This is a genomic window from Variovorax sp. V213 (assembly GCF_041154455.1).
GTDB lineage: Bacteria > Pseudomonadota > Gammaproteobacteria > Burkholderiales > Burkholderiaceae_C > Variovorax.
Genome location: NZ_AP028664.1, coordinates 3498332 through 3524046, shown reverse-complemented (window position 1 = coordinate 3524046; position 25715 = coordinate 3498332). Strand labels below are relative to the sequence as shown.

Sequence of the window (25715 nt, the reverse complement as noted above, 5' to 3'; positions counted from 1 at the left end):
GCTTTGCCGGGCCGCTGGTGTTGCCCCCGGTAGGGGGTTGGCGTAGCGACACGAAGTGCGCGAAGACTGGGGGCGAGCCTATCTACCGGCTTCGTTGGCCCAGCGTCAGCGAGTCGAGCTGGAAGTTTCCGCTCTTGTCCCAGAGCCACGTATCGACGTACGTATGGCCGCCAAGGCGTCCCGGGCTCGGCAGCGGCGAGGCCGCCTTGATGAGCTCCGCGATCTTGCCCGGCACCTCGGGTGCGTGGCTCGGAACGCGGCTGAACGTCACGTTCTTCACGTTGCCGCTGGCGTCCAGGTCAGTCTCGACCACCACCACCGCATAAACCAGCGGGGGAATCTTCCCCTTGTAGATGCGCTGCGGATAGGCGTTGTAGATCTGCCGCGCCCCGGTCTTGCGATACGCCCGCACGGCGGGTGTTTGCGCGGTGATCGAGCGTGCGGTCGGTGCTTCGCTTCTCGTGCTTGCCACTTCGTCCGGTGCGGAAGTAGCCGGCTTGCCGACGTCGGCCTTGTCTGCCGGCTTGAGCGCGGAGCAGGCGGCGAGCGCCAGTGCGGCTGCAAGGGTTGCAAGAGTGCGTATGTTCGTGGTCATAAGGTGCCTTGGTCGAGTTCGAGCACCACGGGTGCATGGTCGCTTGGTTTTTCCCACTTGCGTGGCACGCGATCGATGATGCAGGCCTTTGCGCGCGGCACCAGCGGCTCGCTCACCAGGATGTGATCGATCCGCAAGCCGCGATTCTTCTGGTAGCCGAGCATCCGGTAGTCCCACCACGAGTAGCTTTTCTCGGGCTGTTCGAAGAGGCGAAAGCTGTCGGCCAGGCCCAGCTGGAGCAGCGCCTTGAAATGCTCGCGCTCCTCGGTCGTGTGATGAATCGTCTCCTTCAGGCCCACCGGATCGAAGCTGTCGCGGTCCTCCGGCGTGATGTTGAAGTCGCCCAGCAGGACCAGGTTCGGATGTGCCGCCATTTCGGCGCCAAGCCATTCGCGCAAGGCGCGCAGCCAGCCCATCTTGTATTCGAACTTCTCGGTGCCGGGCGCCTGGCCGTTGACGAAGTAGCCGTTCACCACGCGCAGCGGACCCGCCGGTGTTTCGATCGTGGCGGCAATCACGCGCGACTGGTCGTCGGTAAAGCCGCCGATGTTCCTGGCCACGTCGCGCATCGGCGCCAGGCTCAGGATGGCCACGCCGTTGTAGGTTTTCTGGCCGAACACGGCCGCCTCGTAGCCGGCCGACTTGAGCACGTCGAGAGGAAACTTGTCATCGCTCATCTTGAGCTCCTGCAGGCAGAGCACGTCCACGGGATTGGCAATCAGCCAGTCGAGCACATGCTGCAGGCGGGCAGTGAGGGAGTTGACGTTCCAGGTGGCTATTTTCATGAAGATGCGAAGTGATGGCGATCGGCCGAGGAGGGACGCCAGCTTAGCAAAAGCAGTCGAAAAACCTGGTTACATCAGCGCCAGACAGCCAGACGAAGCGTGCACTCGGTCCGCTTCACCTTTGTTCATCGCGCCCAGCGCAGCACCAGCGGGTCGAGCCGCCGCGCGGTTTCGATCAGGCCCTTGCGGGTTTCCGGGTGCATCTCGGGCCAGGGGTGTCGCGGCGCTTCGCAGGCGATCACGCCGCCTTCCTTCATCAGCGCCTTGGCCGCGAGGAAGCCCGACTGGCGGTTCTCGTGGTTGATCAGCGGCAGCCAGCGCTGGTAGAGCGCAAAGGCCTGGTCGCGGTCGCCGGCGCGGTGCGCCTCGATGATCGGGCGGATGCCGTCGGGGTAGCCGCCGCCGGTCATCGAGCCGGTGGCGCCGGCGTCGAGGTCGGGCAGCAGCGTGATGGCTTCTTCGCCGTCCCACGGGCCTTCGACCGCATCGCCGCCGAGCCGGATCAGCTCGCGCAGCTTCGATGCCGCACCGGCCGTTTCGATCTTGAAGTACGCGACATGCTCGATCTCGCGCGCCATCTTCGCTAGGAACGCGGCCGACAGCGGGGTGCCCGCAGCCGGCGCATCCTGGACCATGATGGGAATGTCCACCGTCTCCGACAGGCGCGCATAGAAATCGAAGATCTGCGGCTCCGGCACGCGGAAAGTGGCGCCATGGTAGGGCGGCATCACCATGAGCATGGCGGCTCCCATGGCCTGTGCGCGTCGGCTGCGCTCGGCGCACACCTTGGTGCTGAAGTGCGTGGTGGTCACGATCACCGGCACGCGGCCCGCGACGTGCTCGAGCACGGTGCGCGTGAGCACCTCGCGCTCGTCGTCCGACAGCAGGAACTGCTCCGAGAAATTGGCCAGGATGCACAGGCCATCGGAGCCGGCGTCGATCATGAAATCGACACAGCGCTTCTGGCTTTCGAGATCGAGCTCGCCGCTTTCGGTGAACGGCGTCGGCACGACGGGGAAGATGCCGCGAAAGCGGGCAGGGCGAGTGGGTGTCATGGTGTGATGAAAGAAGTTGCGCGTCAGGTGACCACGCTGATTTGCCAGGGCACGAACTCCTGCTGGCCGTAGCCGTGGCGTTCGCTGCGCGAGGGCTGGCCCGAGGCGGTGTCGAGCAGCATCTGGAACAGGCGGGCACCCAGTTCCTTGATGCTGCGCGTGCCGTCGAGCACCTCGCCGCAGTTGAGGTCCATGTCGTCCGATTGCCGCTCCCACAGCGCGGTGTTCGTCGCGAGCTTGAAGGAGGGCGAGGGCGCGCAGCCGTAGGCGGAGCCGCGTCCCGTGGTGAAGCAAATGAGGTTGGCGCCGCCCGCCACCTGGCCGGTGGCCGAGATCGGGTCGTAGCCCGGCGTGTCCATGAACACCAGGCCGCGGGCCCGCACCGGTTGCGCGTACTCGTACACGTCGACCAGGTTGGTCGCCCCAGCCTTTGCGATGCCGCCCAGCGACTTCTCGAGCACGGTGGTCAGGCCGCCGGCTTTGTTGCCGGCGGAGGGGTTGTTGTCCATCGCCGCGCCGTTGCGTGCGCAGTAGGCTTCCCACCAGCGGATGCGGTCGACCAGCTTGCGGCCGACCTCGGGCGTCTGCGCGCGGCGCGTCAACAAGTGTTCGGCGCCGTAGATCTCCGGCGTTTCCGACAGGATGGCCGTGCCGCCGTGCGCAACCAGCAGGTCGACCGCCGCGCCGAGCACCGGGTTGGCCGAGATGCCCGAGTAGCCGTCGGAGCCGCCGCACTGCAGGCCGACGACCAGGTGGCTTGCGGGCACGGTCTGCCGCCGCACCGCGTTGGCCTGCGGCAGCATCTCCTGGATCAGCTCGATGCCCCGCGCAATGGTGCGCGTGGTGCCGCCGGTGTCCTGGATCGTGAAGCTGTGCAGCCGGTCGCTGTCGGCCAGGCCCTGCGTGGCGAGCAGCGTCGCAACCTGGTTGGTCTCGCAGCCCAGGCCGATGACCAGCACGCTCGCAAAGTTGGGATGGCATGCGTAGCCGCCCAGTGTGCGCTGCAGGATCGCGAGGCCTTCGCCCTCCGGGTCGACCGCGCAGCCGGCGCCGTGCGTGAGCGCCACCACGCCGTCGATGTTCGGGAACGGCGCCAGCATCTCGGGATGGATGTCGCGCCTGAAGCGGTCCGCGATGGCGCGCGCCACCGTGGCCGAGCAGTTCACCGAGGTCAGGATGCCGATGTAGTTGCGCGTGGCGACGCGGCCGTCTTCCCGCACGATGCCTTCGAAGCTTGCGGGCTCGCCGGTGTGCACCGTCGGGCGCGCATCGACTGCATGCGCATGGTCGCGCGTGAAGTCGCCCATCGCAAGGTTGTGGGTGTGCACATGCTGCCCCGCGCGAATGGGCCGGCTCGCGAAGCCGATGATCTGCCCGTAGCGGCGCACCGCGGCTCCTGGCTCGACGTCGCGCGTGGCCATCTTGTGGCCCGGCGGAATCAGCCCGGCCACGGCCACGTTTTCGCTTTCGATGCGCGTGCCCGCGACCAGCTGGCCGAGCGAGATCACGACATCGTCGTCGGCATGGAGTCGGATCACGCGCGCGTTGGGGCGGGGCGGTGGCGATGGCATGGCGGGATGCACCGTCACTCGACGATGTTGAAGTCCTTGAGGTGCTCGGTCTTCAGCGTGAGACCCAGGCCCGGCTTGTGGTCGTCCAGCTGCAGGAAGCCGTTCTCGGCCACCGGCTCGCCGTCGAAGATGTAATAGAACAGCTCGTTGCCCACTTCCACGTCGTGCATCGGAAAGTACTCGCTCATCGGCGAGGCCAGCGTGCTCATCGTCAGGTGGTAGTTGTGCATCTGGCCCGCATGCGGAATGACCGGCACGCTGTAGGCCTCGCACAGCGCGTTGATCTTGTGCGCCGCGGTGATGCCGCCGACGCGGTTGGTGTCGTACTGCACCACCGACACCGCCTTGCGGTCCAGCAGCTGCTTGAATCCGTAGAGCGAGAACTCGTGCTCGCCGCCCGAGATCGGAATGCTGCTCAGCTGGTTCAGCTCGGCATAGCCGTCGATGTCGTCGGCGATCACCGGCTCTTCGAGCCAGCGCGGCTGGAACTTCTCGAGCTTGGGCAGCATGCGCTTGGCGTACTCGAGGTTCCAGCCCATGTAGCACTCGAGCATCAGGTCGTTGTCGTAGCCGATGACTTCGCGCACCGCCTCCACCGACTTGAGGTTTTCCGCCACGCCCTTCTGCAGGTGCGCCGGACCGTAGCCGAAGCGCATCTTGAACGCGGTGAAGCCCTGGTCGAGGAACTTCTGCGCCTCGGCCTGCATTTCCGCGAGGTCGGTGCGATACAGCTTCGAGTAGTAGCAGGGAATCTTTTCCTTGGTGCGGCCGCCGAGCAGCTTGAACACCGGCTTGTTGACCGACTTGCCCAGGATGTCCCAGATCGCGAGATCGACCGCCGAGATGGCGGCCATCGTCACGCCCTTGCGGCCCCAGGCGTGCGTGGCGCGGTACATGCGCTGCCACAGGTACTCGTAGTCCCACGGGTCCTGCCCGATGACCAGCGGCGCCAGGTACTGGTCGATGATGGCCTTGGCGATGGCCGGTGCGAGCGCCACGTTGCCCAGGCCCACGATGCCGTCGTCGGTCTCGATCTCGACCACGGTCCACGAATGGAAGCGGAAGGTGCTCATGGTTTCCTGCGGCGCATACAGCAGGTCCATCGCGTTGGAGCAGAAGTTGCCCTGCGGCGGAACGGTCTTGCCCTTCCATTCGAAGACTCGGGCGCGAACGGATTTGATCTTCATCTTCTCGGTCTTTCTAAGCTAAGAGGTAGGTGTTGAATGTGCAGCTCAGGCCGCGACCGCGGCCTTGCCGAGGAGGCGCGCGGCGCCCATGCGGCTGGCGATCCGGAAGGCCTGCCACATGGCCTCGGCGTTGGCCTTGCCCTTGCCCGCGATGTCGTAGGCGGTGCCGTGCGCAGGCGTGGTGATCGGAATCGGCAGTCCGCCCTGCACCGTGACTCCGTGGCTGAAACCCAGGAGCTTGATCGCGATCTGGCCCTGGTCGTGATACATGGTCACGATTGCCTGGTACTCGCCGGCCTGGGCCTTGAGAAAGATGGTGTCGGCCGGGAACGGGCCATGGAAGGGCGCGTCGGTGGGCCAGCTGCGCGCCTGCAGGCCCTTGACGGCCGGCTCGATGATGTCGATCTCTTCGCGCCCGCACACGCCACCGTCGCCGCCGTGCGGATTGAAGGCCGCGATCGCGACCTTGGGCTGCGCCACGCCGTTGGCGAGCAGCGAGCGGTAGATCAGCTCGGCCGCCTGCTCGATGCGATCCACGCTCAGGTAGCCGGCCACGTCCTTCAGCGGCACGTGCGACGAGATGCGCGAGGTCCAGAGTTCGCCGAGCGTGTTGAACTCGCAGAAATAGCCGGTCACGCCCAGGTGCTCCGCAAAGTGGTGCAGCTCGTCTTCGTGCTGCATGCCGCCGATCTTCATGGCCTGCTTGTTGAGTGGCGCGAAGCAGATCGCATCGACCTCGCCGGCGAGCGTCGCGTCCATGCACTGGTCGAGCACCTGCAGCACCGCGCGCCCGCCCGGCGCCGCGGCCTGGCCGCGCTGCACCAGCGCCGGATCGATGCTCTGCACCGCCAGGAAGGCCGGGCGAGCAGTGCTTGCGCGGCCCCGCACTTCGGCCAACGCTTTCACCTCGTCGGTGCCCACCGAGACGCCTGCGATGCGCTGGCCGTCTTCCCATAACCAGCGGTCGCCGATCAGCACGACGTTCGCGTCCGCGGTGGCCTTGGGCCGGGCCAGCAGCCGCGCGATCAGTTCGGCGCCGATGCCGGCGGGATCGCCCAGGGTGAGGGCGACGACGGGAAGGGATTGCATGTTCATCGAGATATGCCTAGTCCAGCTTGATGTGGTTCTTCTTGATGACCTCTCCAAAGCGCCTGTATTCGGCGGCATGGAATTGCGCGAACTGCGCCTGGGTCATCGGCGTGATCTCGGCGCCGATGGCGTCGAGGCGGGTCTTGGTTTCGGGCATCGCAAGCACCTGGTTCACGGCATCGTGCACCGTGTCCTGCACGGCCTTGGGTGTTGCTGCGGGCATGTAGATGCCGTACCAGGCGCTCATCTCGATGTTCGGCACGCCGGCCTCGGCCAGTGTCGGCACATTGGGTAGTTGCGGATTGCGCTTTTGCGTGGTCACGGCGAGCGCGCGGACCTTGTTGTTCCGGATCTGCCCGATCACCGAAGGCATGGTGTCGAAACTCAGCTGCACCTGGCCGCCGACGAGGTCGATCAACGCCGGACCGCTGCCCTTGTACGGCACGTGGACGAGTTCAACGCCGGCCGCGTCCTTGAACATCTCGGCCGCGATGTGCTGCGTGCTGCCCGCGCCGCTGGTGGCGTAGTTGAGTTTGCCCGGCTCCTGCTTCGCCAGTTTGACCAGCCCCTGCACGGAATCGGCCGGCACGCTGTTGCTCACCACCAGCACATTGGGCACTGCGCCGACGAAAGCCACCGGCACGAGGTCGCGGTTGCTGTCGTAGTTGAGCTTGAGCAGGTGCGGCGCAATCGCATGGGCCGTGACCACGCCCATCACCATCGTGTGGCCGTCGGTGGACTTGGCCGCGGCGTCGGCCGCGAGCGTGTTCGACGCGCCGGGCCGGTTGTCGACCACGACGGGCTGCTTGAGCAAGGGCCCGAGCCGGTCGGCCACCGCGCGGGCCATGGCATCGGTGCCGCCGCCCGGCGCCGAACCGACAAGGATCTTGATTGGGCGTGTGGGCCAATCCTGGGCCTGTGCGGCACCGGCGCCAAGCGCCAGCAGTCCTGCGGCCATGGCGGCCGTGAGCGTTCTTTTCATCTGCTTGTCTCCAGCGGTTTTTCGGGAATCGTTGGCGCCAATCGTAGGCAGGCGATTGATCCCCGTAAACTGAAAGCTCTTGATCGATCGATAACCGGAGGTGATCAAACATGGGCTCCATCGACAAGCAGGACACCACGCCCCAACTGCTGAACCGGCTGCGCATGCGGCAGATCGCCCTCATCCTGGCGATCGAGGACCGCCGCACCCTGCGCGCGGCGGCGGGGCAGCTGGGCTTGACCCAGCCGGCGGCCACCAAGATGCTCCATGAACTCGAAAGCGCACTCGGCCAGTCCCTGTTCGACCGCGTCGGCCGCGGCCTGCAGCTCAACCCGGCCGGCGAGCGCGTGACCGGCTACTTCCGCAGCATCCGCGGCAGCATGGAGGCACTGAACCGCGAGCTCGGCGAACTGCGGCTCGGCAGCGCCGGCAAGTTCTCCGTCGGCAGCATCATGGCGGCCTCACCCGGACACCTGACCGAAGCGCTGCTCGGCCTGAAGGCGCTGTTCCCGTTGCTGTCGGTGGAGATCGCGGTCGACACCAGCGACCGCCTGCTGGCGCAATTGCGCGAGGGCGTGCTCGAAGTGGTCATCGGCCGGCTGGTCAGCCAGCCGGGCTTCGACTGTGTGTTCCGGGCGATCGAGGACGAGGGGCTCGCCGTGGTGGTCGGCAACGACCATCCGCTGGCGCGCAAGCGCAAGGTGGAGTTCGAGATGCTGCTGGACTACCCGTGGATACTGCAGCCGGCCGGCAGCCCGATGCGCGACGTGATCGAGCACGAGTTTCGCGATCATCATGCGTCGCTGCCCAAGGGGCTGATCGAGACGGGCTCCATTCTCACCACCATCAATCTGATCCGCCGTTCGCAAATGATCGCGGTGGTCCCCGAGGCGATGGCGCGCCGGGACGCCGAGCACGGGCTGCTTCACATCGTGCGCTACCGCATCCGCCAGAAGCTCGAAGCCTATGGCAGCCTGGTGCGCAAGGACCGCCCTCTGACCAAACCCGCGGAGCATTTTCTCGAACTGGTGCACGCCAGGCCGAAGGCGGCCCGCGCGGAGTAGCCGCAGGTTGGGAGCGCGTGTAGAAATTGTCCTGCATCGACCATCGCATCCGTCCGGCCTGGCGACGCTTTCCGCCGGCCAAACTGCCGTCTCCCCACCACTTGGAGACCCCGATGCCGGAAGACATGGAGATCCGCATTCCGCAAAACGATGAGCGAGTCGACATCACCGACCTGAAAGAGGTCGACTACTGGACGAAGTGGTTCGGCGTCAGCGAGGCGCGGCTGCGCATGGCCGTCGCGTCCGCCGGCACCATCAAGGACGATCTGCGGACCTACCTTGGCCTTCCCTGAAGCTCAAGGCAAGCGGGGAGTGGCCGCCGGCCGCACTCGCTGATGGCCGAATCGAAGCTTCCAATCTACGGTGCCATTGGGGCCAATGTGGCCATTGCCGCGACCAAGTTCGTGGTGGCCGGCATCACCGGCAGTTCGGCCATGCTGTCGGAAGGCATTCATTCGGCGGTCGACACCTTCAACGGTGTCCTGCTGCTGGTGGGCATCCGGCTGAGCCACCGGCCTCCGACCGTCGAACATCCTTTCGGCCACGGCAAGGAGTTGTACTTCTGGAGCCTGATCGTCGCGGTGCTCATCTTCGGCCTCGGCGGGGGAGTATCTTTCTACGAAGGCATCCAGCACATCCGCCATCCGGAGCCGATGCGGGACCCGACCTGGAACTACGTGGTGCTGGGCCTGGCCGCGCTGTTCGAGGGCGCGAGTTTTCTGGTTGCGCTGCGGCAATTCCGTGCCCAGTCGCGCGGCGCGCCTTTCTGGCGCGCGCTCGAGCAGAGCAAGGACCCTACCACCTACACCGTGCTTGCCGAGGACTCGGCCGCGTTGCTGGGGCTGGCCGTGGCCGCGTTGGGCATCTACTTCAGCCACCGGTTCGACCTGCCGGCGCTCGACGGCGCTGCTTCGGTGGCAATCGGGCTTCTGCTGGCCGGCGTGGCGGTGCTGCTGATCAGCCAGGCGCGCGGGCTGCTCATCGGCGAAGGCATCCGGCCCGAGACCGCGCGGGCGATCCGGAATCTGGCCATGGAGCAGCCCAGCGTCCGCGATGTCGGCCGCGTGCTGTCGATGTACATCGGCCCCGACGAGGTGCTGGCCATCGTCGACGTGAATTTCAAGGAGGGCACGGCCACCGGCGATGCGGCCGATGCCATCTCCGCGATCGAACAGCAGGTGCGCGCGCGGTTTCCGAAAATCAGGCGGCTCTTCATCGAGGCGAGCGAGGCGCCGGTCGACGCGGCGGTGCAGGCCATTTAGCGACCGTCGGCCTTCGCTGACCATGACACCCGCCTTTGCCTGAGCGCGGCGCCGCGGCGCTCGCACCACCATCGGGGCTCCTTCAGGAGATTGCCCCATGAACACACCCTCACCCTCGCCGCGCCCGAAGCGTTCTCCCGACGAACCGGAAATCACCCAGGAAGAATCCGTGCCCACGGACGGAACCGACCCCGAGGGCGAGGAAATGATGAAGAAGGTCGAGAACAAGAAGCTCGAGGATCGCGGCGATGCCGAGCGCAAGACGTCCGACAAGTCCTGATCCGCAACTCGGCGCGGTGGCTTTGTCTTCTCGCGAAGAACGGCGATTCCCTACAACCGCCGGCGCGACGCCTTGATAGAACCCTCGGGTGGCAGTGGCTGCCCAGCCTGCGGAGCGCTTTCGCCGCAGTGTGCAAGCAGAACGGCGCGGAAAAATCGTCTGTCCGTACGTACGGAGGAAGAAATGAAACTCGACGGCGCGGCCGGATCGGCCAAGCAGGAAAGCTTGATGCAGGTGGGCGTGCCGGGGCTCGACGATGTTCTTGGCGGCGGCCTCACGTCCAACCGCCTCTACCTCATCGAAGGTACGCCCGGCGCCGGCAAGACCACCATCGCGCTTCAATTCCTGATCGAAGGGGCGAAGCGGGGCGAATCGGTGCTGTATGTCACCCTCTCGGAAACGGCACGTGAACTGCGGGGCGTGGCGCATTCCCATGGGTGGGACTTGAGCGGCATCGAAGTGCGCGAGATGCTTCCGACGGAAGCCGCGCTCGAACCCGACGAGCAGTACACGATGTTCCATCCTTCCGAAGTCGAACTCAGCGAGACGACGCTGAAGATCCTCTCGGACGTCGACGTGCTCAAGCCTTCGCGGGTGGTGTTCGATTCGCTCTCCGAACTGCGCCTCCTGGCGGGGAGTTCCCTGCGCTACAGGCGCCAGATCCTGGCGCTCAAGCAATTCTTTGCGGGCCGCCAATGCACGGTGCTGCTGCTCGACGACATGACCGCCATGAAGCACGACCTGCAGGTGCAGAGCATTGCCCACGCCGTCCTGCGCCTGGAACAGATCAGTTCCGACTACGGCGCCGCGCGGCGCCGGCTGGTCGTCACCAAATACCGGGGCCAGCAGTTTCGGGGTGGCTATCACGACTATCGCATCGAGCGTGGCGGGCTGCGCGTGTTCCCCCGGCTGGTAGCGGCCGAACATGCGTCGGAGTTGTCGCAAGCGCGAATTCCGAGCGGCCTCGATTCACTCGATGCCTTGTTGGGCGGCGGCATCGAGAGGGGCACGAGCACGCTGTTCGTCGGTGCGCCGGGCACCGGCAAATCGACAGTCGCGGTCCAATTCGCGCTGGCCGCGGCGCAGCGCGGCGAATGCGCGGCCCTCTTCATCTTCGATGAGAGCATTCATACGCTGCGCACGCGTTGCGAAAGCATGGGCATGGATCTGGCGCCGCACATCGAAGCCGGCCGCATCAGGGTGCGGCAGGTCGACCCTGCCGAACTGTCTCCGGGCGAGTTCGTGCACCTGATCCGGCTGGCGGTGGTCGAATCCGGTGCGGCGGTGGTGGTGATCGACAGCCTCAATGGCTATCTCAACGCCATGCCCGACGAGCGCTTCCTGATTGCGCAGCTCCACGAGCTGCTTTCCTATCTGGGGCAAGCCGGAGTCGCCACGCTGCTGGTGGGTGCGCAGCATGGCCTCATCGGCATGCAGATGCAGACGCCCGTGGACGCGAGCTACCTGGCGGACGCCGTGGTGCTGCTGCGCTACTTCGAGCTCGAGGGCGAAGTACGCCAGGCGATCTCGGTGCTGAAGAAACGCGGCGGCGCGCACGAGCGGACCATCCGCGATTTTTCCATGACCTCCACGGGCCTGCACGTGGGCGAGCCGCTGCGCAATTTCAGAGGCATCCTGACGGGCATCCCAATTCCCATCGACGGAGTGCAGCCCGCATCGTGAGTTCGCTACCCGCATCCGTCGAGCAGCGCATCCTGTTGCGCACCGCGACCTCCAGGGATGCTTTCATGGCGAGCGCCGTACTGGCACGCGCGCAAGTCACCGCGCATACCTGCGCCAACCTGTGCGAACTGGTGCGTGGGCTTCAGGAAGGCGCGGGCGCCATCATGCTGGCGGAAGAGGTGCTGGCCGATCCGGCCGCGGCCGCGTTGACCGAGGCACTGGGAAAGCAGCCCCCCTGGTCCGACCTGCCGGTGCTCATTCTGGCCCGCCAGGGGGCCGACTCGCCCGTCATCGCCACGGCCATGGACCGGCTCGCGAACGTCACGGTGATCGAACGCCCGATGCGCGTGGCGTCGCTCATCAGCACGGTTCGCACGGCGCTGCGGGCGCGCAACCGGCAGTATGAGCTGCGCGACCTGCTCGATGGTCTGCGCGAGTCGGACCAGCGCAAGACCGAGTTCCTTGCCACACTGGCGCACGAACTTCGCAACCCGCTCGCCCCGATGAGCACCGCGCTGACCCTTTTGATGCGAAAGCCGCACGAGCCCGCGGAGGCCCAGCGCTACTACGAGCTCATGGGCCGGCAGATCGAGCACATGGTGCGGCTCGTGAACGACCTGATGGAGGTCTCGCGCATCACGCGCGGAAAGATCGAACTGCGCATGGAAGCCGTCGCGCTCGAGGCGGTGATCAAGGACGCCATCGAGCTGAGCCGGCCGTTGCTCGAAGGCGGACACCACACATTGAGCGTGGACCTGTGCAGCCAGCCGCTGGTGGTGCGGGGCGATGGTGTTCGCCTGACGCAGGTCTTTTCGAATCTGCTCAACAACGCCGCAAAGTACACGGCCCCCGGTGGAAAGATCCGCATCGTTCTTCGCGAAGAAGGGCGCAGCGCCGCGGTCGAAGTGTGGGACAACGGCACGGGCATCGCACCCGAGATGCTGAAGTCGATCTTCGAAATGTTCGTCCAGGTCAGCGGCACCTCCAAGGCAGCGCAAGGAGGGCTGGGCATCGGGCTGACCCTGGTCAAGAGCCTGGTCGAACTCCATGGCGGCAGCGTCGAGGCAAAGAGCGATGGGCTCGGCCGGGGCGCGATGTTCTGCGTGCGCCTGCCGCTCACGCGGCTCGAGGCGGGCCTGCCGCAGGCATCATTGCCGGCCATTCGCGGCTGGCCGGCTTCGTTGCCGGGCACGGTGCTGATCGTCGACGACAACCGGGATGCGGCCGATGCGCTCGGCGATCTGCTGCGCTCGCTCGGCGCATCGACCCGCGTGGCTTACGGCGGCGATGCCGCACTGCGCATGATCGCCGACGGCCCGCCGCCCGGGCTTGCGATTCTGGACATCGGCATGCCGGGCATGGATGGCTGCGAACTGGCGGTCAGGCTGCGCGCCAACCCCGATCTTTCCGGACTGATCCTCGTCGCATTGACCGGCTGGGGACAGCGCGGCGACAGGGAGCGCATCGCAAGGGCGGGCTTCGACCATCACCTGCTCAAGCCGCTCGACCTGGCGGCGCTGATCTCGATTCTGCGGGACCATTCATGAACCACGATGCGTCCACGCTCTCGGCGGCCGCCCGCTCGGCCCACAGGCCTTCGCTCTGGCGGCGCTGCCGCCGATGGGTGCTTCCGCTGGTGGGGCTCGCGGTGCTCGGCCTGCTGCTGTCGCATGCGCACAAGGTCGACTGGGCGGGCGCATGGGAGGCGCTCCAGCGCTATCCCGCAACGCTGCTGCTGGGGGTGCTGGGGATTGCAACCGCGAGCCATGCGCTCTACGGCTGCTACGACCTGATCGGCCGGCGGCACACGCGCCATCGGGTGCCGCGCTGGCGCACCTGGGCCATTGCCGTCACGAGCTATGCCGTCAATCTCAACCTGGGTTCGCTGGTCGGCGGCATCGCGCTGCGCGCGCGGCTCTACGCGCGTGCCGGCCTCGATGAAACAGTGGTGGCGCAGATCGTGGGTGTCAGCCTCGCGACCAACTGGCTCGGCTACGGGCTCCTGGCCGGCGGCCTGTTCGCGGCCGGCGTCATCACGCCGCCGCGCCAGGCGAGCATAGGGGCAGACGCACTGCGCGCCCTGGGCGTGGTGATGATCTTTTTCGCGGCGGCCTACGTGATGGCCTGCGCTTTTTCACGCGGGCGGCAATGGCAGATTCGAGGGCGACGGCTGAGGCTGCCTTCCGCGAAGCTCGCGCTCGTGCAGCTCACGCTCTCCACCGCCAACTGGGCGCTGATGGGCTGCGCCATGTACCTGCTGCTCGGCCGCCAGGTGCCGTATGCAACCACGCTCAGCGTCCTGCTGGCCGCGGCCATCGTCGGCGTCATCACGCCGATTCCGGCCGGGCTCGGCGTTTTGGAGGCCGTGTACCTGGCGCTGCTCTCGGGCAGCGTGCGCCAGGGGGCGCTGATGGGCGCCGTGCTGGCCTACCGCGCGCTTTACTACCTGCTGCCGCTGGGCGGGGGCATCGTGCTCTACCTGCTTCTCGAACGCCATGCGGCAAGCCATCCGCAGGGCGGCGCGGAGGCCGACACACCGTGGCGCGCGCAAACCCGCTGAAGCGCTACAAGGAGAAGCGCAACTTCGGCGTCACGCCCGAGCCGGAGGAAGGAGGCGCATCGGCGCCGGGCGCGCTGCAGTTCGTGGTGCAGAAACACTGGGCGACCCGCCTGCACTACGACTTTCGCATCGAGCTCGACGGCGCCATGAAAAGCTGGGCAGTGCCCAAGGGGCCGAGCTACGACACGCACGACAAGCGAATGGCCGTGCACGTCGAGGACCATCCCATCTCCTACAACCAGTTCGAGGGCGAGATACCGCCCAAACAGTATGGCGCCGGCAAGGTGATCATCTGGGACAAGGGCACCTGGACCCCGATCGGCGATGCGCGCAAGGGCTACAAGGAAGGGCACCTGAAGTTCGAACTGCACGGCTACAAGCTGCGCGGCAAATGGGCGCTGGTTCGCATGCACGGCAACAAGAAGGAAGACAAGCAGGATGCATGGCTCCTGATCAAGGAGCACGACGGCTACGCCCGCTCCGCGTCCGAGTTCAGCGTGATCGACCAGTTCCCGGACAGCGTGGCCAAGCTGCCGATGCCCGAGCCGGTTGCCGCGGCGCCTGCTGCTGCGGCCTCATCGGCAAAGCGCGGCAAGGCAGCCGGCCGGGGCATGCCCGCCGGTGCGGTGAAGGCCGCCATGCCGGCCAGGCTCTCGCCGCTGCTCGCCACGCTGGTCGATGGCCCGCCGCCCGATCCGCAGAACTGGATCTACGAAATCAAGTTCGACGGCTACAGGCTGCTCGCCCGCGTCGATGCCAAAGGCGTGCAGCTCTTCACGCGCAACGGCCACGACTGGAGCGGCCGCATGCCGCACCTGGTGCACGCCATCGAACGCATGAAGCTCAAGCCGGGCTGGCTGGATGGCGAGGTGGTGGTGCTCAACGAATCCGGCGGCACCGACTTCCAGGCGCTGCAGAACGCGTTCGACACCGACAGGACGCGCAGCATCGTCTATTTTCTTTTCGACCTGCCGTACTACGGCGGCTTCGATCTCACCCGCGTGCCGCTGGTCGGGCGCCGCGCGCTGCTCGAGACGCTGCTTGCCAAGGCGCCGCCGGAAATCCGCTTCAGCGACGTCTTCGACGCGCCGCCAGAGGACATCGTCGCCTCGGCATGCAAGATCGGGCTCGAGGGCGTCATCGGCAAGCGAAAGAACAGCAGCTATGCGTCGCGGCGCTCGCCCGACTGGATCAAGCTCAAGTGTTCTTTGCGACAGGAGTTCGTCATCGGCGGCTATACCGATCCCAAGGGCTCGCGGGTGGGCATCGGGGCCCTGCTGATCGGCGTGCACGACGGGAAGGGGGACCTCATCTACGCCGGTGCGGTGGGCGCTGGCTTCAGTGGTCGCGCGCTGGTCGACATGCTCGAGAGGCTGAAGCCGCTCGGCATCGAGAAGCGGCCATTCAAGAACCCCACCGAGAACGACCGCCGCGCGCACTGGGTCAAGCCGGTGCTGCTGGCCGAGGTCACTTTTTCCGAATGGACCAAGGATGGCCATGTGCGCCACCCGGTGTTTCACAGCGTGCGCACCGACAAGCCGGCCAAGGCCATCGTCCGCGAGAAGCCGGTTCACCAGAAGGGTGCGGACCGCGAACCCGAACCCGAACCCGAAGCCGAGGCCGAGCCCGCAGTCGCCGCCACGATGCCCGCCAACTTCAAGGTCTCGCACGCCGATCGCGTCGTCGATCCGTCCACCGGCATCACGAAGGTGGAGGTGGTGCGTTTCTACGGACTGGTCGCGCCGCTGATGATGGAGCACCTGAAGGGGCGGCCCGTGTCGTTCGTGCGCGCGCCGCAGGGCATCAAGGGGCAGCTCTTCTTCCAGAAGCATCTCGACGAGGGGCAGATGGCGGGCGTGCGTCAACTCGATCCGGCGCTGTGGCCGGAGCACCCCGAACTGATCGAAGTGGCAGGCCCGCTCGGCCTCTTGAGCGCGGCGCAGATGAACGTCATCGAGTTCCATACCTGGAACGGCGTGAAGACGCTCATCGGAAAACCCGACCGCATGACCTTCGACCTCGATCCGGGCGAGGGCGTCGGCTGGCCCATCGTGCAACAAGCGGCCGAGCTGATGCGCGTGGTGCTCGATGAACTCGGCCTGACTTCTTTCTGCAAGACCAGCGGGGGCAAGGGCCTTCATGTGGTGGTGCCGCTGAAGCGGCAGTACGACTGGGACACCGTGAAGGATTTTTCGCAGGCCATCGTGCGGCACATGGCCCGCACCTTGCCGCAGATGTTCGTGGCCAAGAGCGGGCCGAGCAACCGCGTCGGCCGCATCTTCATCGACTACCTGCGCAATGGTTTCGGCGCGACCACCGTCTGCGCGTGGTCGGTGCGGGCTCGGCCTGGAATGGGCGTGTCGGTCCCGGTGGAGTGGCAGGAGGTTCCCACGCTCGCGAGCGGCGCGCAGTGGACCCTTCGAAACATCCATGCCCGACTCGATCGGGGCAACGAGCCGTGGGCCGGCTATGCGAAGGCGGCGAAGAGTCCGGGCGCCGCAATGAAGATGCTGGGGTTCGAAGCAGCCAGTGCGCGTACACGCAAACGCTGACGCCGCGCCCTGATCGAAGGGCTTGGCGATGTGCCGAAGCTCAGAGTTCGATGAAGGCCGAGGTGGCTTTGTTCAGCGCCAGCTTGCCCTTGGCGGTGATCGATTCCACCTGGGCGAGATGACGGATCGCACGATCGTCGGGCGCGTGGCTGGTGGAGGGGGGAATGAACGCGGTCACCAGCTCGGCGGCCCGCAGCACGCGCAGCCTGTCGATGTCGGCTGGCGTGTGGACGACGTATGGCAATCTCTGCTCGGCGAGGACCCGAAGAAACTCCATGGACATGAGCCGTCTCCTTGTCTAGATATGGACGAGCATTTTGCGGAAAAATCCGCGGTTCTGCCTAGTCCCTTCAGCCCGCATTACTTTTGCATGTGTACCGAAGTGTTCCTCGATCGAGGCCGCCGGAAACGAAGGTGCCGGTTTTCAGATCAGGCCGGTTGCGGTGTCTCCGCTGGTTACCGGTATCGGCATGCCGTTGGTGCGATAGTGGGCGCTACGCCGCGTTACCGCTCATGCATTCGATGACCCGATGCGTTCGTAGGTCACGAAGCTGTAATTCAAGCCTTCCCTGGCCGAGACGTGCGATTCACGATCCGTTTCACGCCACGCGGAGGGGTGGAGTTGGGGCGCATGCGCATCGCCTTCGTAGTCGCGCGCGATCTCGGTGACGACGGCCTGCTGTGCCAGCGGCTCGGCTTCGGCATAGATCTGCGCGCCGCCGATGATCCATACATCGGGCACTTGCGATTCTTCGCACAGCGAGAGCGCCTCCTGCAGGCTGCCCGCGCGCTGCGCGCCGTCGGCATTCCAATCGTCCTGTCGCGTGACGACGATGTTCCGCCGGCCCGGCAGCGGCCGGAACCGCGGCGGCAGCGAGTCCCAGGTCTTGCGGCCCATGATGACCGGTGCGCCGCCGGTCGTTTGCTTGAAGTGCGCCAGGTCTTCGGGCAGGTGCCAGGGCATGGTGCCGTTGGCCCCGATCACGCCGTTGGCGGCGCGGGCAAAGATGAGGTTGATGCGCGGTGTCGTCATGAGGCCGAATGGTCTGCTCACACCGCCACGGGCGCCTTGATGGCCTCGTGGTGCTTGTAGTCGAGCACTTCGAAGTCTTCGTACTGGTAGTCGAAGATCGAGGCCGGCTTGCGCTTGATGTGGAGCGTGGGATACGGGTAGGGCGCACGGCTCAGTTGCAGCGCCACCTGTTCGGCGTGGTTGCTGTAGATGTGGCAGTCGCCGCCAGTCCAGATGAAGTCGCCGACGTCGAGATCGCACTGCTGCGCCATCATGTGCGTGAGCAGCGCATAGCTCGCGATGTTGAAGGGCACGCCAAGGAAGATGTCGGCGCTGCGCTGGTAGAGCTGGCAGCTGAGCTTGCCGCGCTCGCCCGGCGCCTGCGGCGGCGCCACGTAGAACTGGAAGAACGCATGGCAGGGCATGAGCGCCATCTTCGAGAGCTCAGCCACGTTCCATGCACTGACGATGATGCGGCGCGAATCGGGGTTGGTCTTCAGGGTCTTGATGACTTCGGAGATCTGGTCGACGTGGCCGCCGTCGGGCGTGGGCCAGCTGCGCCATTGCACGCCGTACACGGGGCCCAGGTCGCCGTCCTCGCGCGCCCATTCGTCCCAGATGGTGACGCCGCGCTCCTTGAGCCAGTTGTTGTTGCTGGAGCCGGTCAAGAACCACAGCAGCTCCTGGATGATGGACCGCAGGTGCACCTTCTTCGTGGTCACCAGCGGAAAGCCTTCGTTCAGGTCGAAACGCATCTGGTGGCCGAACACGCTCTTGGTGCCCGTGCCCGTGCGGTCGCTCTTGTGGACGCCATGGGTGTCCACATGGCGCATGAAGTCTTCGTACTGGGAGCGGATGGGGCGCACGGGCGTGGATGTCATGGAAGGGTTCGCGTCTGGCTCGGTGGGGGTGATTCGAATTTTAAGTTCCTAGACCCGGATCACACGGCCCGGGTTGAGGATGTTCTTGGGATCGAGCCCGCGCTTGATCGCGCGCATCATTTCCAGCGCCACCGGCGACTTGTGCTTCTCGAGCTTGTCGACCTTGAGCGACCCCACGCCGTGCTCGGCCGAGAACGAGCCGCCGAACTTCTCGACCGCGTCGTACACCAGCGTGTTGATGCGCTCTTCCTCGTTCTTCAGGAAGGCCTTGGTGTCGATGTTCTCGGGCGCCTGCACGTTGTAGTGCAGGTTGCCGTCGCCCAGGTGGCCGAAGTTCACCAGCCGCACACCGGCGATCTCGCGCGCCAGCAGGGCATCGGTTTCCGCCACGAAGGCCGGAATGCGCGACACGGGAATCGAGATGTCGTGCTTGATGTTCAGGCCCTCTTCGGCCTGTGCGAGCGGAATGCTCTCGCGGATATGCCAGAGCTGGTGCGCCTGCGCGAGGTTCTCGGCCACCACCGCATCGGTTACGCAGCCGTCTTCGAAGGCGGTTTCGAGCAGCGCCTCGAAGCGTGCGCGCGCATGGTCTTCGGATTCGCTGTCGGAGTTCTCGAGCAGCACGCAGTACGGCACGGCTTCATCGCCGATGAAGGGCACGCGCAGTTGCGGCATGTGCTTGTCGACCAGGCTCAGCGCAAACCTGCCCATCACCTCGAAGCCGGTGAGGCCCGAGCCCAGCTGCTTGTGGGCGAGGCCCAGCAGCGTCACCGCGTGATCGAGCGAGGGCACCGCGGCCCAGGCCGTGAGCTGCGCCGCGGGCAGCGGGTAGAGCTTCATCGTCGCCGCGGTGATGATGCCCAGCGTGCCTTCGCTGCCGATCATCAGGTCGCGCAGGTCGTAGCCGGTGTTGTCCTTGCGCAGGCCGCTGGTGCCTTCCCAGATCTCGCCCTGCGGCGTGACCACTTCGAGGCCCAGGCACAGCTCGCGCGTATTGCCGTAGCGGACCACCTGCGTGCCGCCGGCGTTGGTGGCCAGGTTGCCGCCGATGGTGCAGCTGCCTTCGGCCGCAAGGCTCAGCGGAAACAGGTAGCCCTGCTTCTCGGCCGTCTCCTGCAGGGTCTGCAGGATGCAGCCGGCCTCCACGGTCATCGTGAGGTTGGCGGCATCGACGCTTCGAATCGCGTTCAGCCGCTGCAGGCTCAGCACCACCTGCGTGCCGCTGTCGTCGGGAATGGAGCCCACGGCCAGGCCGGTGTTGCCGCCTTGCGGCACGATGGCCGTGCCGGCCGCGGCGCAGGCCTTGACCACGTCGGCCACCTGGCGCGCATTGGCGGGCCGCACCACGGCCAGCGATTTGCCGCGCGCGCGCTTGCGCCAGTCTTGTTCGTAGGCGGTGAGATCGCCTTCGTTCAGCACGTGCTGTGCACCCACGATGGCGCGCAGCTGGTCGATCAGGGGAGAAGAAGTCGTCATTGGGTGGAAGCCTCCAGTTGGCGGGCCGCCTTGGCATTGCGCAGGCGCAGCCGGACGTGCAATGCGCAGGCCGTGAAGAGCGCGAGGCACAGCAGCACCTCGATGAGCGCGAGCACCTGGCCCACGCCGTTGGTGTCGCTCCAGGCGCGCACCACGCCCTCGGTGAAATAGAGCCAGATCATCAGGCTGACCCAGCGGTAGGTGTACATGCGGTTCTTGTAGAGCCCCGCAAGCGGAATGACAAGCGGCAGCACCTTGAGCGCCAGCAGCGAGCCGCCCGGCCGCAGCGGCGCCAGCCACAGCTCCCAGGCCAGGCCCAGCACGATGAGTCCGGCGAGGCTGCCCACGGCAAGCCATCGGGTGGCGCTGACGGAAGAAGAGGCGTGCGGTGTGAAGGTTTGCATGGATTGAACACCGCGGAACTGGCGACACGAAGCGTGCGAAGACGAGAAGAGGGTTCGGGTTCTTATGATACCGGCCATGAATCGTCGTCAGCTCTGGAGGGATCTTTCGCGCTTTCCGTGGGGCAACACCGCCGCGGTGCTGGGCGAGCGTTTCCGGGAAGACCGGCTCGGCCTGACGGCCAGCAGCCTCACCTTCACCACCACCATCGCCATGGTGCCGTTCTTCACGGTGGCGCTGGCGCTTTTTACCGTGTTCCCGATGTTCGCCAAGCTGCAGGGGCGGCTGCAGCGCTGGCTCATCGAGAGCCTGATTCCCGACAACATCGCACGCCAGGTGCTGGGCTACCTGAACCAGTTCTCGAGCAAGGCCGGCGGCCTGGGCATCGCGGGCCTGGTGGTGCTCCTGATCACCGCCATTGCGCTGATCCTCACCATCGACAAGACCCTCAACAACATCTGGCGCGTGCGTTCGCCCCGGCCTTTTGCGCAGCGCGTGCTGATCTACTGGGCCGCCATCACGCTCGGCCCGCTGATCCTGGCGGTGAGCCTCTCGACCACCTCATACGTGTTCGCCGCGTCGCGCGACGTGGTGGGCGGAAGCATCCTCAAGCTGTTCTTCGACACCTTCGAGATCGTGCTGCTCGCGGGCGGCATGGCCTCGCTCTACCACTACGTGCCGAACACCAACGTGCGCTGGTCGCACGCCTGGGCCGGCGGCATCTTCGTGGCGGCCGCCATCGAAATTGCCAAGCGCGTGCTGGGTTACTACCTGAGCCTGGTGCCGACCTATTCGGTGCTCTACGGCGCCTTTGCCACGGTGCCGATCCTGCTCGTGTGGATCTACGTGGCCTGGGTCATCGTGCTGCTCGGCGCAGTCATCGCGGCCTACCTGCCGAGCCTCTTGACCGGCGTTGCGCGCCGCGGCGGCCGGGCCGGATGGCCGCTGCAGCTGGCCATGGAAGTGCTGCAGCACCTGGCGCGGGCGCGCGCCACGCCGGCCAAGGGCATGGGCGCCGCCGAACTCGTCACGCGCATGCGGATCGACACCCTGCAGCTGGTGCCGGTGCTCGAAACACTGGTGGCGCTCGACTGGATCGCGCCGCTTGCCGAAGAGACCGCCGACGAGGACCCGCGCTACGTGCTGCTGGCGGACCCCTCCACGCCCATCGAGCCGCTTCTCAGGGAGCTGTTGATGCCGCGCGCCGAGCCGCTCGAAGACCTGTGGCAAAAAGGCCCGCTGCATTCGCTGCGTCTGGGTGACGTGCTATTGATCTAATAGCGGTCAGATCTTCACTCTGCCCAACCAGATGTCGCGGTACATCGCCCAGTCGCCCATGAAACTGTAGAGCGGCCGCTTGAACGACGCGGGCCTGTTCTTCTCGAAGCCGAAGTGTCCGATCCAGGCAAAGCCGTAACCCGCGACCAGCCCGGCCAGGAGCCAGAGCGGGTTGAGCGTGACGATCAGCGCCACCAGGCACAGCAGCGAAATCGTCGATCCGACGAAGTGCAGGCGCCGGCAGGTGCGGTTGGCGTGCTCGGTCAGGTAGAACGGATAGAACTCCGCGAAGCTCTTGAAACGGCGCGGATCGACGGCAGATTCCGGGGCAGTCGTGGTGTTCATCGTGCGAGCCTCCTGAGCGCCGGGAGCGCTTTGTCCATAATAGCCACGACCTTCCCGCCGGACCATCCCGGCTCCGTATTCACACCTTCACCGCATCAGCTTTGAGCGCTCTTCCCGCCGCCCCCGAATCTGCCGAGCCGGCCCGCGATGCGCCGTGGGTCGTGTGCCTGTGCGCCGAATGGTGTGGCACCTGCCGCGACTACCGGCCGCTGCTCGAGCAGGTGGCGCGGGCGCATCCGCAATTCCGCTTTGCCTGGGTCGATATCGAAGACCACGCCGAGATTGCCGATGCCTTCGACGTCGAGACCTTTCCGACGCTGTTGATTGCCGGCGCCGACGGCACCCGCTTTCTGGGCCCGCTGCTGCCGCATGCCGAGACGCTGTCGCGCATGCTCGGCGCGCTGCAGCCGCCACAGCCTTCCAGCCTCGACGTCGACCTGCTGCTGGCGGTGCTCGAGAAGCGTCCCGCCGAATTCGCGGTCTGACCGCGCCCTGCCCATGAACATCCTGATCTTTGGCGCCACCGGCATGGTGGGGCAGGGCGTGCTGCGCGAATGCCTGCTCGCGCCCGACGTGGACCGCGTCGTCGCGGTCGGCCGCAATGCCACCGGGCAGCAGCACCCGAAGCTGCAGGAGGTGGTGATCAAAGACATGTACGACTACAGCGCCTTCGAGCCTCAATTGCAGGGCTTCGATGCCTGCTTCTTCTGCCTCGGCGTGTCGTCGGTCGGCATGAAAGAGGCCGACTACAAGCGCATCACCTACGAACTCACGATGGCCGCGGCCACGGTGCTCGCGCGGCTCAATCCGGAAATGACCTTCACCTATGTGACGGGAGCCGGCACCGACAGCAGCGAGCGCGGCAGCAGCATGTGGGCGCGCGTGAAGGGCGCCACCGAAAACGCCTTGCTGAAGCTGCCGTTCAAGGCCGCCTACATGTTCCGTCCCGGCATGATCCAGCCGATGCACGGCGTGCGTTCGAAGACGCCGCTCTACCAGGCCGCGATCATGGTGCTCAAGCCGGTGCTGGGACTCGCGTACCGGCTGTGGCCCGACAAGGTGACGACGACCGAGAAGGTGGGCCGGGCGATGTTGGCCGTGGCGCGGCACGGTGCGCCGAAGGTGCTGCTCGACCCGGCGGACATCAACGCCCTGGGCCGCTGAAGCTCACGCCGCGGGTGCACTGGAGCGCGCGTGGCCCAGCTTGCGCCGGCCCGCGCTGGCAATGGCATGCACCAGGTGTTGTACGAACTCTTGTGCCAGCGGCGTGAGCGTGCGGCCTTCGAGCGCCAGCACCTGCAGCTGCCGCTGCTGCAGCGGCGCCTCGGCAAACGGGCGTGCCACCACCGTGCCCGCATCGATGAGGTGCGTGACCGTGAGATGTCCCGAAAGCATCACGTCCGGCGTACGCAGGAGCGGCAGCAGCACCGATGAAAAGTTGCTGACGAAGATCGCGCGGTACTGCAGGCCCTGCAGGCTGCACGCCTGGTCGAACAGCTGCCGCGCCGTCACGCCCTTGTCGCCCACGGCGAGCGGATAGCGCACCGCGTCCGCCACCGACACCACGCGTTGCCGCGCCAGCGGATGGTCGGGGCGCAGCACCGCGAATACCGGCGCATTGGCCGAGTGCTCGATCTTCAGCCCGGGCTCCGGGGCCACAACGTATTTCAGGGCGATGTCGGCCTCGCCGCGCGCGAGCAGCGCGCTTGCGCCGTCGGGCGAGCCCACGTGGAGTTCGAGCTGCGTGCCCGGGTGCGCCGACTCGAAGCTGCGCATGACCTGCGGCATGAAGTGCGCCGCAAACCCTTCGGTGCACGCCATGCGGATGCGGTGCGCGCTGCGGCCGCCGAGGTCGCGCACCTGCTCGATGACCTGCTCGATGTCGAGCTGCGCATTGCGCAAATGCGCCGCGAGCCGCTCGCCGGCCGCGGTGAGCGCCATGCCCCTGGCGTGGCGCTCGAACAGGGGCGTGCCCAGGCTGTCTTCGAGCTTGGCGATCTGGCGACTGACCGCCGATGAGGCCACGAACAGCCGCGCGGCCGCCTGGCTGACCGAGCCGCTGCGCGCCACCTCCAGGAAATGGCGCATCGGAATGCTGAGGAGCGGTGGTGTCATGGGAGTCGAGCCTTGCCTAGAAGGCAATGGTAGCTTGCGAAAATGATGCTGGAAGCATCGCCCTTCAGGCCTTTTACTTGCTGCACCCGATGGAAACAGGAAATCCCCTCATGCAACGTACCGAAAGCCTTGCCGCTGCCGCCGCCTATTTCGACGACGGCGGCTTCTTTGCCGACCTGCAGCGGCGCGTCGCCTTTCGCACCGAGAGCGATACCGGCGCCGCCACGCCCGCGCTCGGCGCCTACCTGCGCGACGAGCTGGTGCCGCCGCTGGCCGCACTGGGTTTCGCATGCGAAATCGTCGAAAACCCCGTGGCCGGCGGCGGCCCCTTCCTGATTGCGCGCCGCATCGAAGATCCTGCACTGCCCACCGTGCTGAGCTATGGCCACGGCGACGTGGTGAGCGGGCAGGACGCGCAGTGGGAGGAAGGCCTCGGGCCCTGGGTCCTCACCGTGCGCGGCGACCGCTGGTACGGGCGCGGCACGGCCGACAACAAGGGCCAGCACACCATTGCGCTCGGCGGGCTGGCGGCCACGCTGCGCGCGCGGGGCGGGCGCCTGGGCTACAACATCACCTGGCTCATCGAGACCGGCGAAGAGGCCGCGTCGCCGGGCCTTCACGCGGTGTGCGAGCAGCAGCGCGACCGGCTGCGCGCCGACCTGTTCATCGCCAGCGACGGACCGCGCGTGAGCGCCGCGCGGCCCACGCTGTTCCTCGGCTCGCGCGGCGCCGTCAATTTCAGCCTGCGGCTGCGCGCCCGGGCGCGGGGCTACCACTCGGGCAACTGGGGCGGCGTGCTTGCCAATCCGGCCACGGTGCTGAGCCATGCCGTGGCGTCGCTGGTGGATGCGCGCGGGCGCGTCCTGGTCGAGGCCTTGCGGCCGCCGCCGATTCCCGAGGGCGTGCGCGACGCGCTGGCCGATATCGCCATCGGCGGCGGCGCCGACGATCCCGCGCTCGACGAAGGCTGGGGCGAGCCGGGCCTGACTCCGGCCGAGCGGCTGGTGGCGTGGAACACCATCGAGGTGCTCGCGCTCGGCGCGGGTTCGCCGCAGCGTCCGGTCAATGCGATCCCGTCCGAGGCGGTGGCGCATTGCCAACTGCGCTTCGTGGTCGGAACGCCGTGGCGCGGCCTGGCGAAGATCGTGCGCGCGCATCTCGACGCGCACGGCTTCGGCCACGTCGAAGTGCAGGTGACTCTGGAGGGCGCCGCGACGCGGCTCGACGTGGAGAACCCGTGGGTCGACTGGGCCCGGCGCTCCATCGAAAAGAGCAGCAGCCAGCGCGTCGACCTGCTGCCCAACCTCGCGGGCTCGCTGCCCAACGACGTCTTCGCCGACGTGCTGGGCCTGCCCACGCTGTGGGTGCCGCATTCATACCCGGCGTGCGCGCAGCACGCGCCGAACGAACACCTGCTGGCGCCGCTGGCGCGCGAAGGCCTGCAGATCATGGCGGGCCTTTATTGGGACCTGGGCGAGCCGGGGCTCGCACCGTGGGCTGCCGGGCGGCTTCCGGCATCCGTTTCATCTTCCTTCTCCTGA

Annotated in this window: 26 protein-coding genes; 12 read left to right on the top strand and 14 right to left on the bottom strand. The window is 66.6% G+C overall.

Translation table 11 applies throughout. The features are described 5' to 3' along the window. Positions 1-82: 82 nt before the first annotated feature. From ACAM55_RS16795 to ACAM55_RS16765, 7 genes are all read right to left on the bottom strand, one after another. Positions 83-595 (bottom strand): hypothetical protein, encoded by a 513-nt coding sequence (locus ACAM55_RS16795; RefSeq protein WP_369652638.1) that lies wholly within the window; start codon positions 593-595, stop codon positions 83-85. Continuing rightward, positions 592-1380: an exodeoxyribonuclease III gene (gene xth, locus ACAM55_RS16790; protein ID WP_369652637.1), complete on the bottom strand. Its 789-nt coding sequence runs from the start codon at positions 1378-1380 to the stop codon at positions 592-594. Before xth ends, ACAM55_RS16795 begins: the two co-directional genes overlap by 4 nt. A 125-nt stretch (positions 1381-1505) precedes the next feature. Then, positions 1506-2435: a dihydrodipicolinate synthase family protein gene (locus ACAM55_RS16785; protein WP_369652636.1), complete on the bottom strand. Its 930-nt coding sequence runs from the start codon at positions 2433-2435 to the stop codon at positions 1506-1508. 23 nt (positions 2436-2458) lie between these two features. Further along, positions 2459-4006 (bottom strand): UxaA family hydrolase, encoded by a 1548-nt coding sequence (locus ACAM55_RS16780; protein WP_369652635.1) that lies wholly within the window; start codon positions 4004-4006, stop codon positions 2459-2461. Positions 4007-4020: 14 nt separating this feature from the next. Continuing rightward, positions 4021-5193, bottom strand: a complete 1173-nt coding sequence (locus ACAM55_RS16775; RefSeq protein WP_369652634.1) for an L-rhamnonate dehydratase — start codon at positions 5191-5193, stop codon at positions 4021-4023. 45 nt (positions 5194-5238) lie between these two features. Next, positions 5239-6288, bottom strand: a complete 1050-nt coding sequence (locus tag ACAM55_RS16770) for a 4-hydroxythreonine-4-phosphate dehydrogenase PdxA (protein ID WP_369652633.1) — start codon at positions 6286-6288, stop codon at positions 5239-5241. Between the two features lie 10 nt (positions 6289-6298). Then, entirely contained in the window at positions 6299-7240 is a 942-nt protein-coding gene (locus tag ACAM55_RS16765; protein WP_369656415.1) for a Bug family tripartite tricarboxylate transporter substrate binding protein, read from the bottom strand. A 134-nt stretch (positions 7241-7374) separates the two neighbouring features. Between ACAM55_RS16765 and ACAM55_RS16760 the strand changes: the two genes are divergently transcribed. From ACAM55_RS16760 to ligD, 8 genes are all read left to right on the top strand, one after another. After that, complete coding sequence (locus ACAM55_RS16760) at positions 7375-8328, top strand: LysR family transcriptional regulator (protein ID WP_369652632.1); 954 nt, start codon at positions 7375-7377, stop codon at positions 8326-8328. Positions 8329-8441: 113 nt separating this feature from the next. Beyond that, the gene (locus tag ACAM55_RS16755; protein WP_369652631.1) at positions 8442-8621 is read left to right on the top strand and encodes a DUF3606 domain-containing protein; all 180 of its coding nucleotides are present in this window, start codon (positions 8442-8444) and stop codon (positions 8619-8621) included. Positions 8622-8663: 42 nt separating this feature from the next. Then, positions 8664-9590 carry a cation diffusion facilitator family transporter gene (locus ACAM55_RS16750; protein ID WP_369652630.1) on the top strand — a complete coding sequence of 309 codons (927 nt, stop codon included), beginning with the start codon at positions 8664-8666 and terminating at the stop codon, positions 9588-9590. Positions 9591-9687: 97 nt separating this feature from the next. Beyond that, on the top strand, positions 9688-9870 hold the full coding sequence (locus ACAM55_RS16745; protein WP_369652629.1) for a hypothetical protein: 183 nt from the start codon (positions 9688-9690) through the stop codon (positions 9868-9870). Between the two features lie 183 nt (positions 9871-10053). Next, entirely contained in the window at positions 10054-11553 is a 1500-nt protein-coding gene (locus ACAM55_RS16740; RefSeq protein WP_369652628.1) for an ATPase domain-containing protein, read from the top strand. Then, positions 11550-13100 (top strand): ATP-binding protein, encoded by a 1551-nt coding sequence (locus tag ACAM55_RS16735; RefSeq protein WP_369652627.1) that lies wholly within the window; start codon positions 11550-11552, stop codon positions 13098-13100. Before ACAM55_RS16740 ends, ACAM55_RS16735 begins: the two co-directional genes overlap by 4 nt. Then, positions 13097-14113 carry a lysylphosphatidylglycerol synthase domain-containing protein gene (locus ACAM55_RS16730; RefSeq protein ID WP_369652626.1) on the top strand — a complete coding sequence of 339 codons (1017 nt, stop codon included), beginning with the start codon at positions 13097-13099 and terminating at the stop codon, positions 14111-14113. The genes ACAM55_RS16735 and ACAM55_RS16730 overlap by 4 nt, the downstream gene beginning before the upstream one ends. Continuing rightward, positions 14092-16665 (top strand): DNA ligase D, encoded by a 2574-nt coding sequence (gene ligD, locus ACAM55_RS16725; RefSeq protein ID WP_369652625.1) that lies wholly within the window; start codon positions 14092-14094, stop codon positions 16663-16665. The genes ACAM55_RS16730 and ligD overlap by 22 nt, the downstream gene beginning before the upstream one ends. A gap of 40 nt (positions 16666-16705) precedes the next feature. Here the strand turns inward: ligD and ACAM55_RS16720 are convergent, their stop codons facing one another. The 5 genes from ACAM55_RS16720 to ACAM55_RS16700 form a co-directional block, all read right to left on the bottom strand. Continuing rightward, the gene (locus ACAM55_RS16720) at positions 16706-16948 is read right to left on the bottom strand and encodes a hypothetical protein (RefSeq protein WP_369652624.1); all 243 of its coding nucleotides are present in this window, start codon (positions 16946-16948) and stop codon (positions 16706-16708) included. Positions 16949-17176: 228 nt separating this feature from the next. Continuing rightward, positions 17177-17698: a dihydrofolate reductase gene (locus ACAM55_RS16715; protein ID WP_369652623.1), complete on the bottom strand. Its 522-nt coding sequence runs from the start codon at positions 17696-17698 to the stop codon at positions 17177-17179. A 17-nt stretch (positions 17699-17715) separates the two neighbouring features. After that, positions 17716-18558 carry a thymidylate synthase gene (locus ACAM55_RS16710; protein WP_369652622.1) on the bottom strand — a complete coding sequence of 281 codons (843 nt, stop codon included), beginning with the start codon at positions 18556-18558 and terminating at the stop codon, positions 17716-17718. Between the two features lie 48 nt (positions 18559-18606). After that, on the bottom strand, positions 18607-20034 hold the full coding sequence (locus ACAM55_RS16705; protein ID WP_369652621.1) for an FAD-binding oxidoreductase: 1428 nt from the start codon (positions 20032-20034) through the stop codon (positions 18607-18609). Next, a complete protein-coding gene (locus ACAM55_RS16700; protein WP_369652620.1) occupies positions 20031-20438 on the bottom strand; it encodes a DUF2069 domain-containing protein in 408 nt (135 codons plus the stop codon). Before ACAM55_RS16700 ends, ACAM55_RS16705 begins: the two co-directional genes overlap by 4 nt. 64 nt (positions 20439-20502) lie before the next feature. On the opposite strand from ACAM55_RS16700, the gene ACAM55_RS16695 reads away from it, so the two are divergent. Continuing rightward, the gene (locus tag ACAM55_RS16695; RefSeq protein ID WP_369652619.1) at positions 20503-21714 is read left to right on the top strand and encodes a YihY family inner membrane protein; all 1212 of its coding nucleotides are present in this window, start codon (positions 20503-20505) and stop codon (positions 21712-21714) included. Between the two features lie 6 nt (positions 21715-21720). On the opposite strand, the gene ACAM55_RS16690 is transcribed toward ACAM55_RS16695, so the two are convergent. Continuing rightward, complete coding sequence (locus ACAM55_RS16690) at positions 21721-22059, bottom strand: Mpo1-like protein (protein ID WP_369652618.1); 339 nt, start codon at positions 22057-22059, stop codon at positions 21721-21723. Between the two features lie 101 nt (positions 22060-22160). Here ACAM55_RS16690 and ACAM55_RS16685 point away from each other — a divergent pair, with 101 nt between their 5' ends. Then, positions 22161-22544, top strand: a complete 384-nt coding sequence (locus ACAM55_RS16685; RefSeq protein WP_369652617.1) for a thioredoxin family protein — start codon at positions 22161-22163, stop codon at positions 22542-22544. Between the two features lie 13 nt (positions 22545-22557). Next, on the top strand, positions 22558-23223 hold the full coding sequence (locus tag ACAM55_RS16680) for an NAD-dependent epimerase/dehydratase family protein (protein ID WP_369652616.1): 666 nt from the start codon (positions 22558-22560) through the stop codon (positions 23221-23223). Positions 23224-23226: 3 nt separating this feature from the next. Here ACAM55_RS16680 and ACAM55_RS16675 read toward each other — a convergent pair whose 3' ends face one another. Next, positions 23227-24174 carry a LysR family transcriptional regulator gene (locus ACAM55_RS16675; RefSeq protein ID WP_369652615.1) on the bottom strand — a complete coding sequence of 316 codons (948 nt, stop codon included), beginning with the start codon at positions 24172-24174 and terminating at the stop codon, positions 23227-23229. Between the two features lie 110 nt (positions 24175-24284). Between ACAM55_RS16675 and ACAM55_RS16670 the strand changes: the two genes are divergently transcribed. Beyond that, positions 24285-25715 carry a M20 family metallopeptidase gene (locus ACAM55_RS16670; RefSeq protein ID WP_369652614.1) on the top strand — a complete coding sequence of 477 codons (1431 nt, stop codon included), beginning with the start codon at positions 24285-24287 and terminating at the stop codon, positions 25713-25715.

Coding starts and splice junctions, on each gene's coding strand:
- ACAM55_RS16795 (WP_369652638.1), bottom strand. CDS start 595: ATGACCACGAACATACGCACTCTTGCAACCCTTGCAGCCGCACTGGCG.
- xth (WP_369652637.1), bottom strand. CDS start 1,380: ATGAAAATAGCCACCTGGAACGTCAACTCCCTCACTGCCCGCCTGCAG.
- ACAM55_RS16785 (WP_369652636.1), bottom strand. CDS start 2,435: ATGACACCCACTCGCCCTGCCCGCTTTCGCGGCATCTTCCCCGTCGTG.
- ACAM55_RS16780 (WP_369652635.1), bottom strand. CDS start 4,006: ATGCCATCGCCACCGCCCCGCCCCAACGCGCGCGTGATCCGACTCCAT.
- ACAM55_RS16775 (WP_369652634.1), bottom strand. CDS start 5,193: ATGAAGATCAAATCCGTTCGCGCCCGAGTCTTCGAATGGAAGGGCAAG.
- ACAM55_RS16770 (WP_369652633.1), bottom strand. CDS start 6,288: ATGAACATGCAATCCCTTCCCGTCGTCGCCCTCACCCTGGGCGATCCC.
- ACAM55_RS16765 (WP_369656415.1), bottom strand. CDS start 7,240: ATGGCCGCAGGACTGCTGGCGCTTGGCGCCGGTGCCGCACAGGCCCAG.
- ACAM55_RS16760 (WP_369652632.1), top strand. CDS start 7,375: ATGGGCTCCATCGACAAGCAGGACACCACGCCCCAACTGCTGAACCGG.
- ACAM55_RS16755 (WP_369652631.1), top strand. CDS start 8,442: ATGCCGGAAGACATGGAGATCCGCATTCCGCAAAACGATGAGCGAGTC.
- ACAM55_RS16750 (WP_369652630.1), top strand. CDS start 8,664: ATGGCCGAATCGAAGCTTCCAATCTACGGTGCCATTGGGGCCAATGTG.
- ACAM55_RS16745 (WP_369652629.1), top strand. CDS start 9,688: ATGAACACACCCTCACCCTCGCCGCGCCCGAAGCGTTCTCCCGACGAA.
- ACAM55_RS16740 (WP_369652628.1), top strand. CDS start 10,054: ATGAAACTCGACGGCGCGGCCGGATCGGCCAAGCAGGAAAGCTTGATG.
- ACAM55_RS16730 (WP_369652626.1), top strand. CDS start 13,097: ATGAACCACGATGCGTCCACGCTCTCGGCGGCCGCCCGCTCGGCCCAC.
- ACAM55_RS16720 (WP_369652624.1), bottom strand. CDS start 16,948: ATGTCCATGGAGTTTCTTCGGGTCCTCGCCGAGCAGAGATTGCCATAC.
- ACAM55_RS16715 (WP_369652623.1), bottom strand. CDS start 17,698: ATGACGACACCGCGCATCAACCTCATCTTTGCCCGCGCCGCCAACGGC.
- ACAM55_RS16710 (WP_369652622.1), bottom strand. CDS start 18,558: ATGACATCCACGCCCGTGCGCCCCATCCGCTCCCAGTACGAAGACTTC.
- ACAM55_RS16705 (WP_369652621.1), bottom strand. CDS start 20,034: ATGACGACTTCTTCTCCCCTGATCGACCAGCTGCGCGCCATCGTGGGT.
- ACAM55_RS16700 (WP_369652620.1), bottom strand. CDS start 20,438: ATGCAAACCTTCACACCGCACGCCTCTTCTTCCGTCAGCGCCACCCGA.
- ACAM55_RS16695 (WP_369652619.1), top strand. CDS start 20,503: ATGATACCGGCCATGAATCGTCGTCAGCTCTGGAGGGATCTTTCGCGC.
- ACAM55_RS16690 (WP_369652618.1), bottom strand. CDS start 22,059: ATGAACACCACGACTGCCCCGGAATCTGCCGTCGATCCGCGCCGTTTC.
- ACAM55_RS16680 (WP_369652616.1), top strand. CDS start 22,558: ATGAACATCCTGATCTTTGGCGCCACCGGCATGGTGGGGCAGGGCGTG.
- ACAM55_RS16675 (WP_369652615.1), bottom strand. CDS start 24,174: ATGACACCACCGCTCCTCAGCATTCCGATGCGCCATTTCCTGGAGGTG.
- ACAM55_RS16670 (WP_369652614.1), top strand. CDS start 24,285: ATGCAACGTACCGAAAGCCTTGCCGCTGCCGCCGCCTATTTCGACGAC.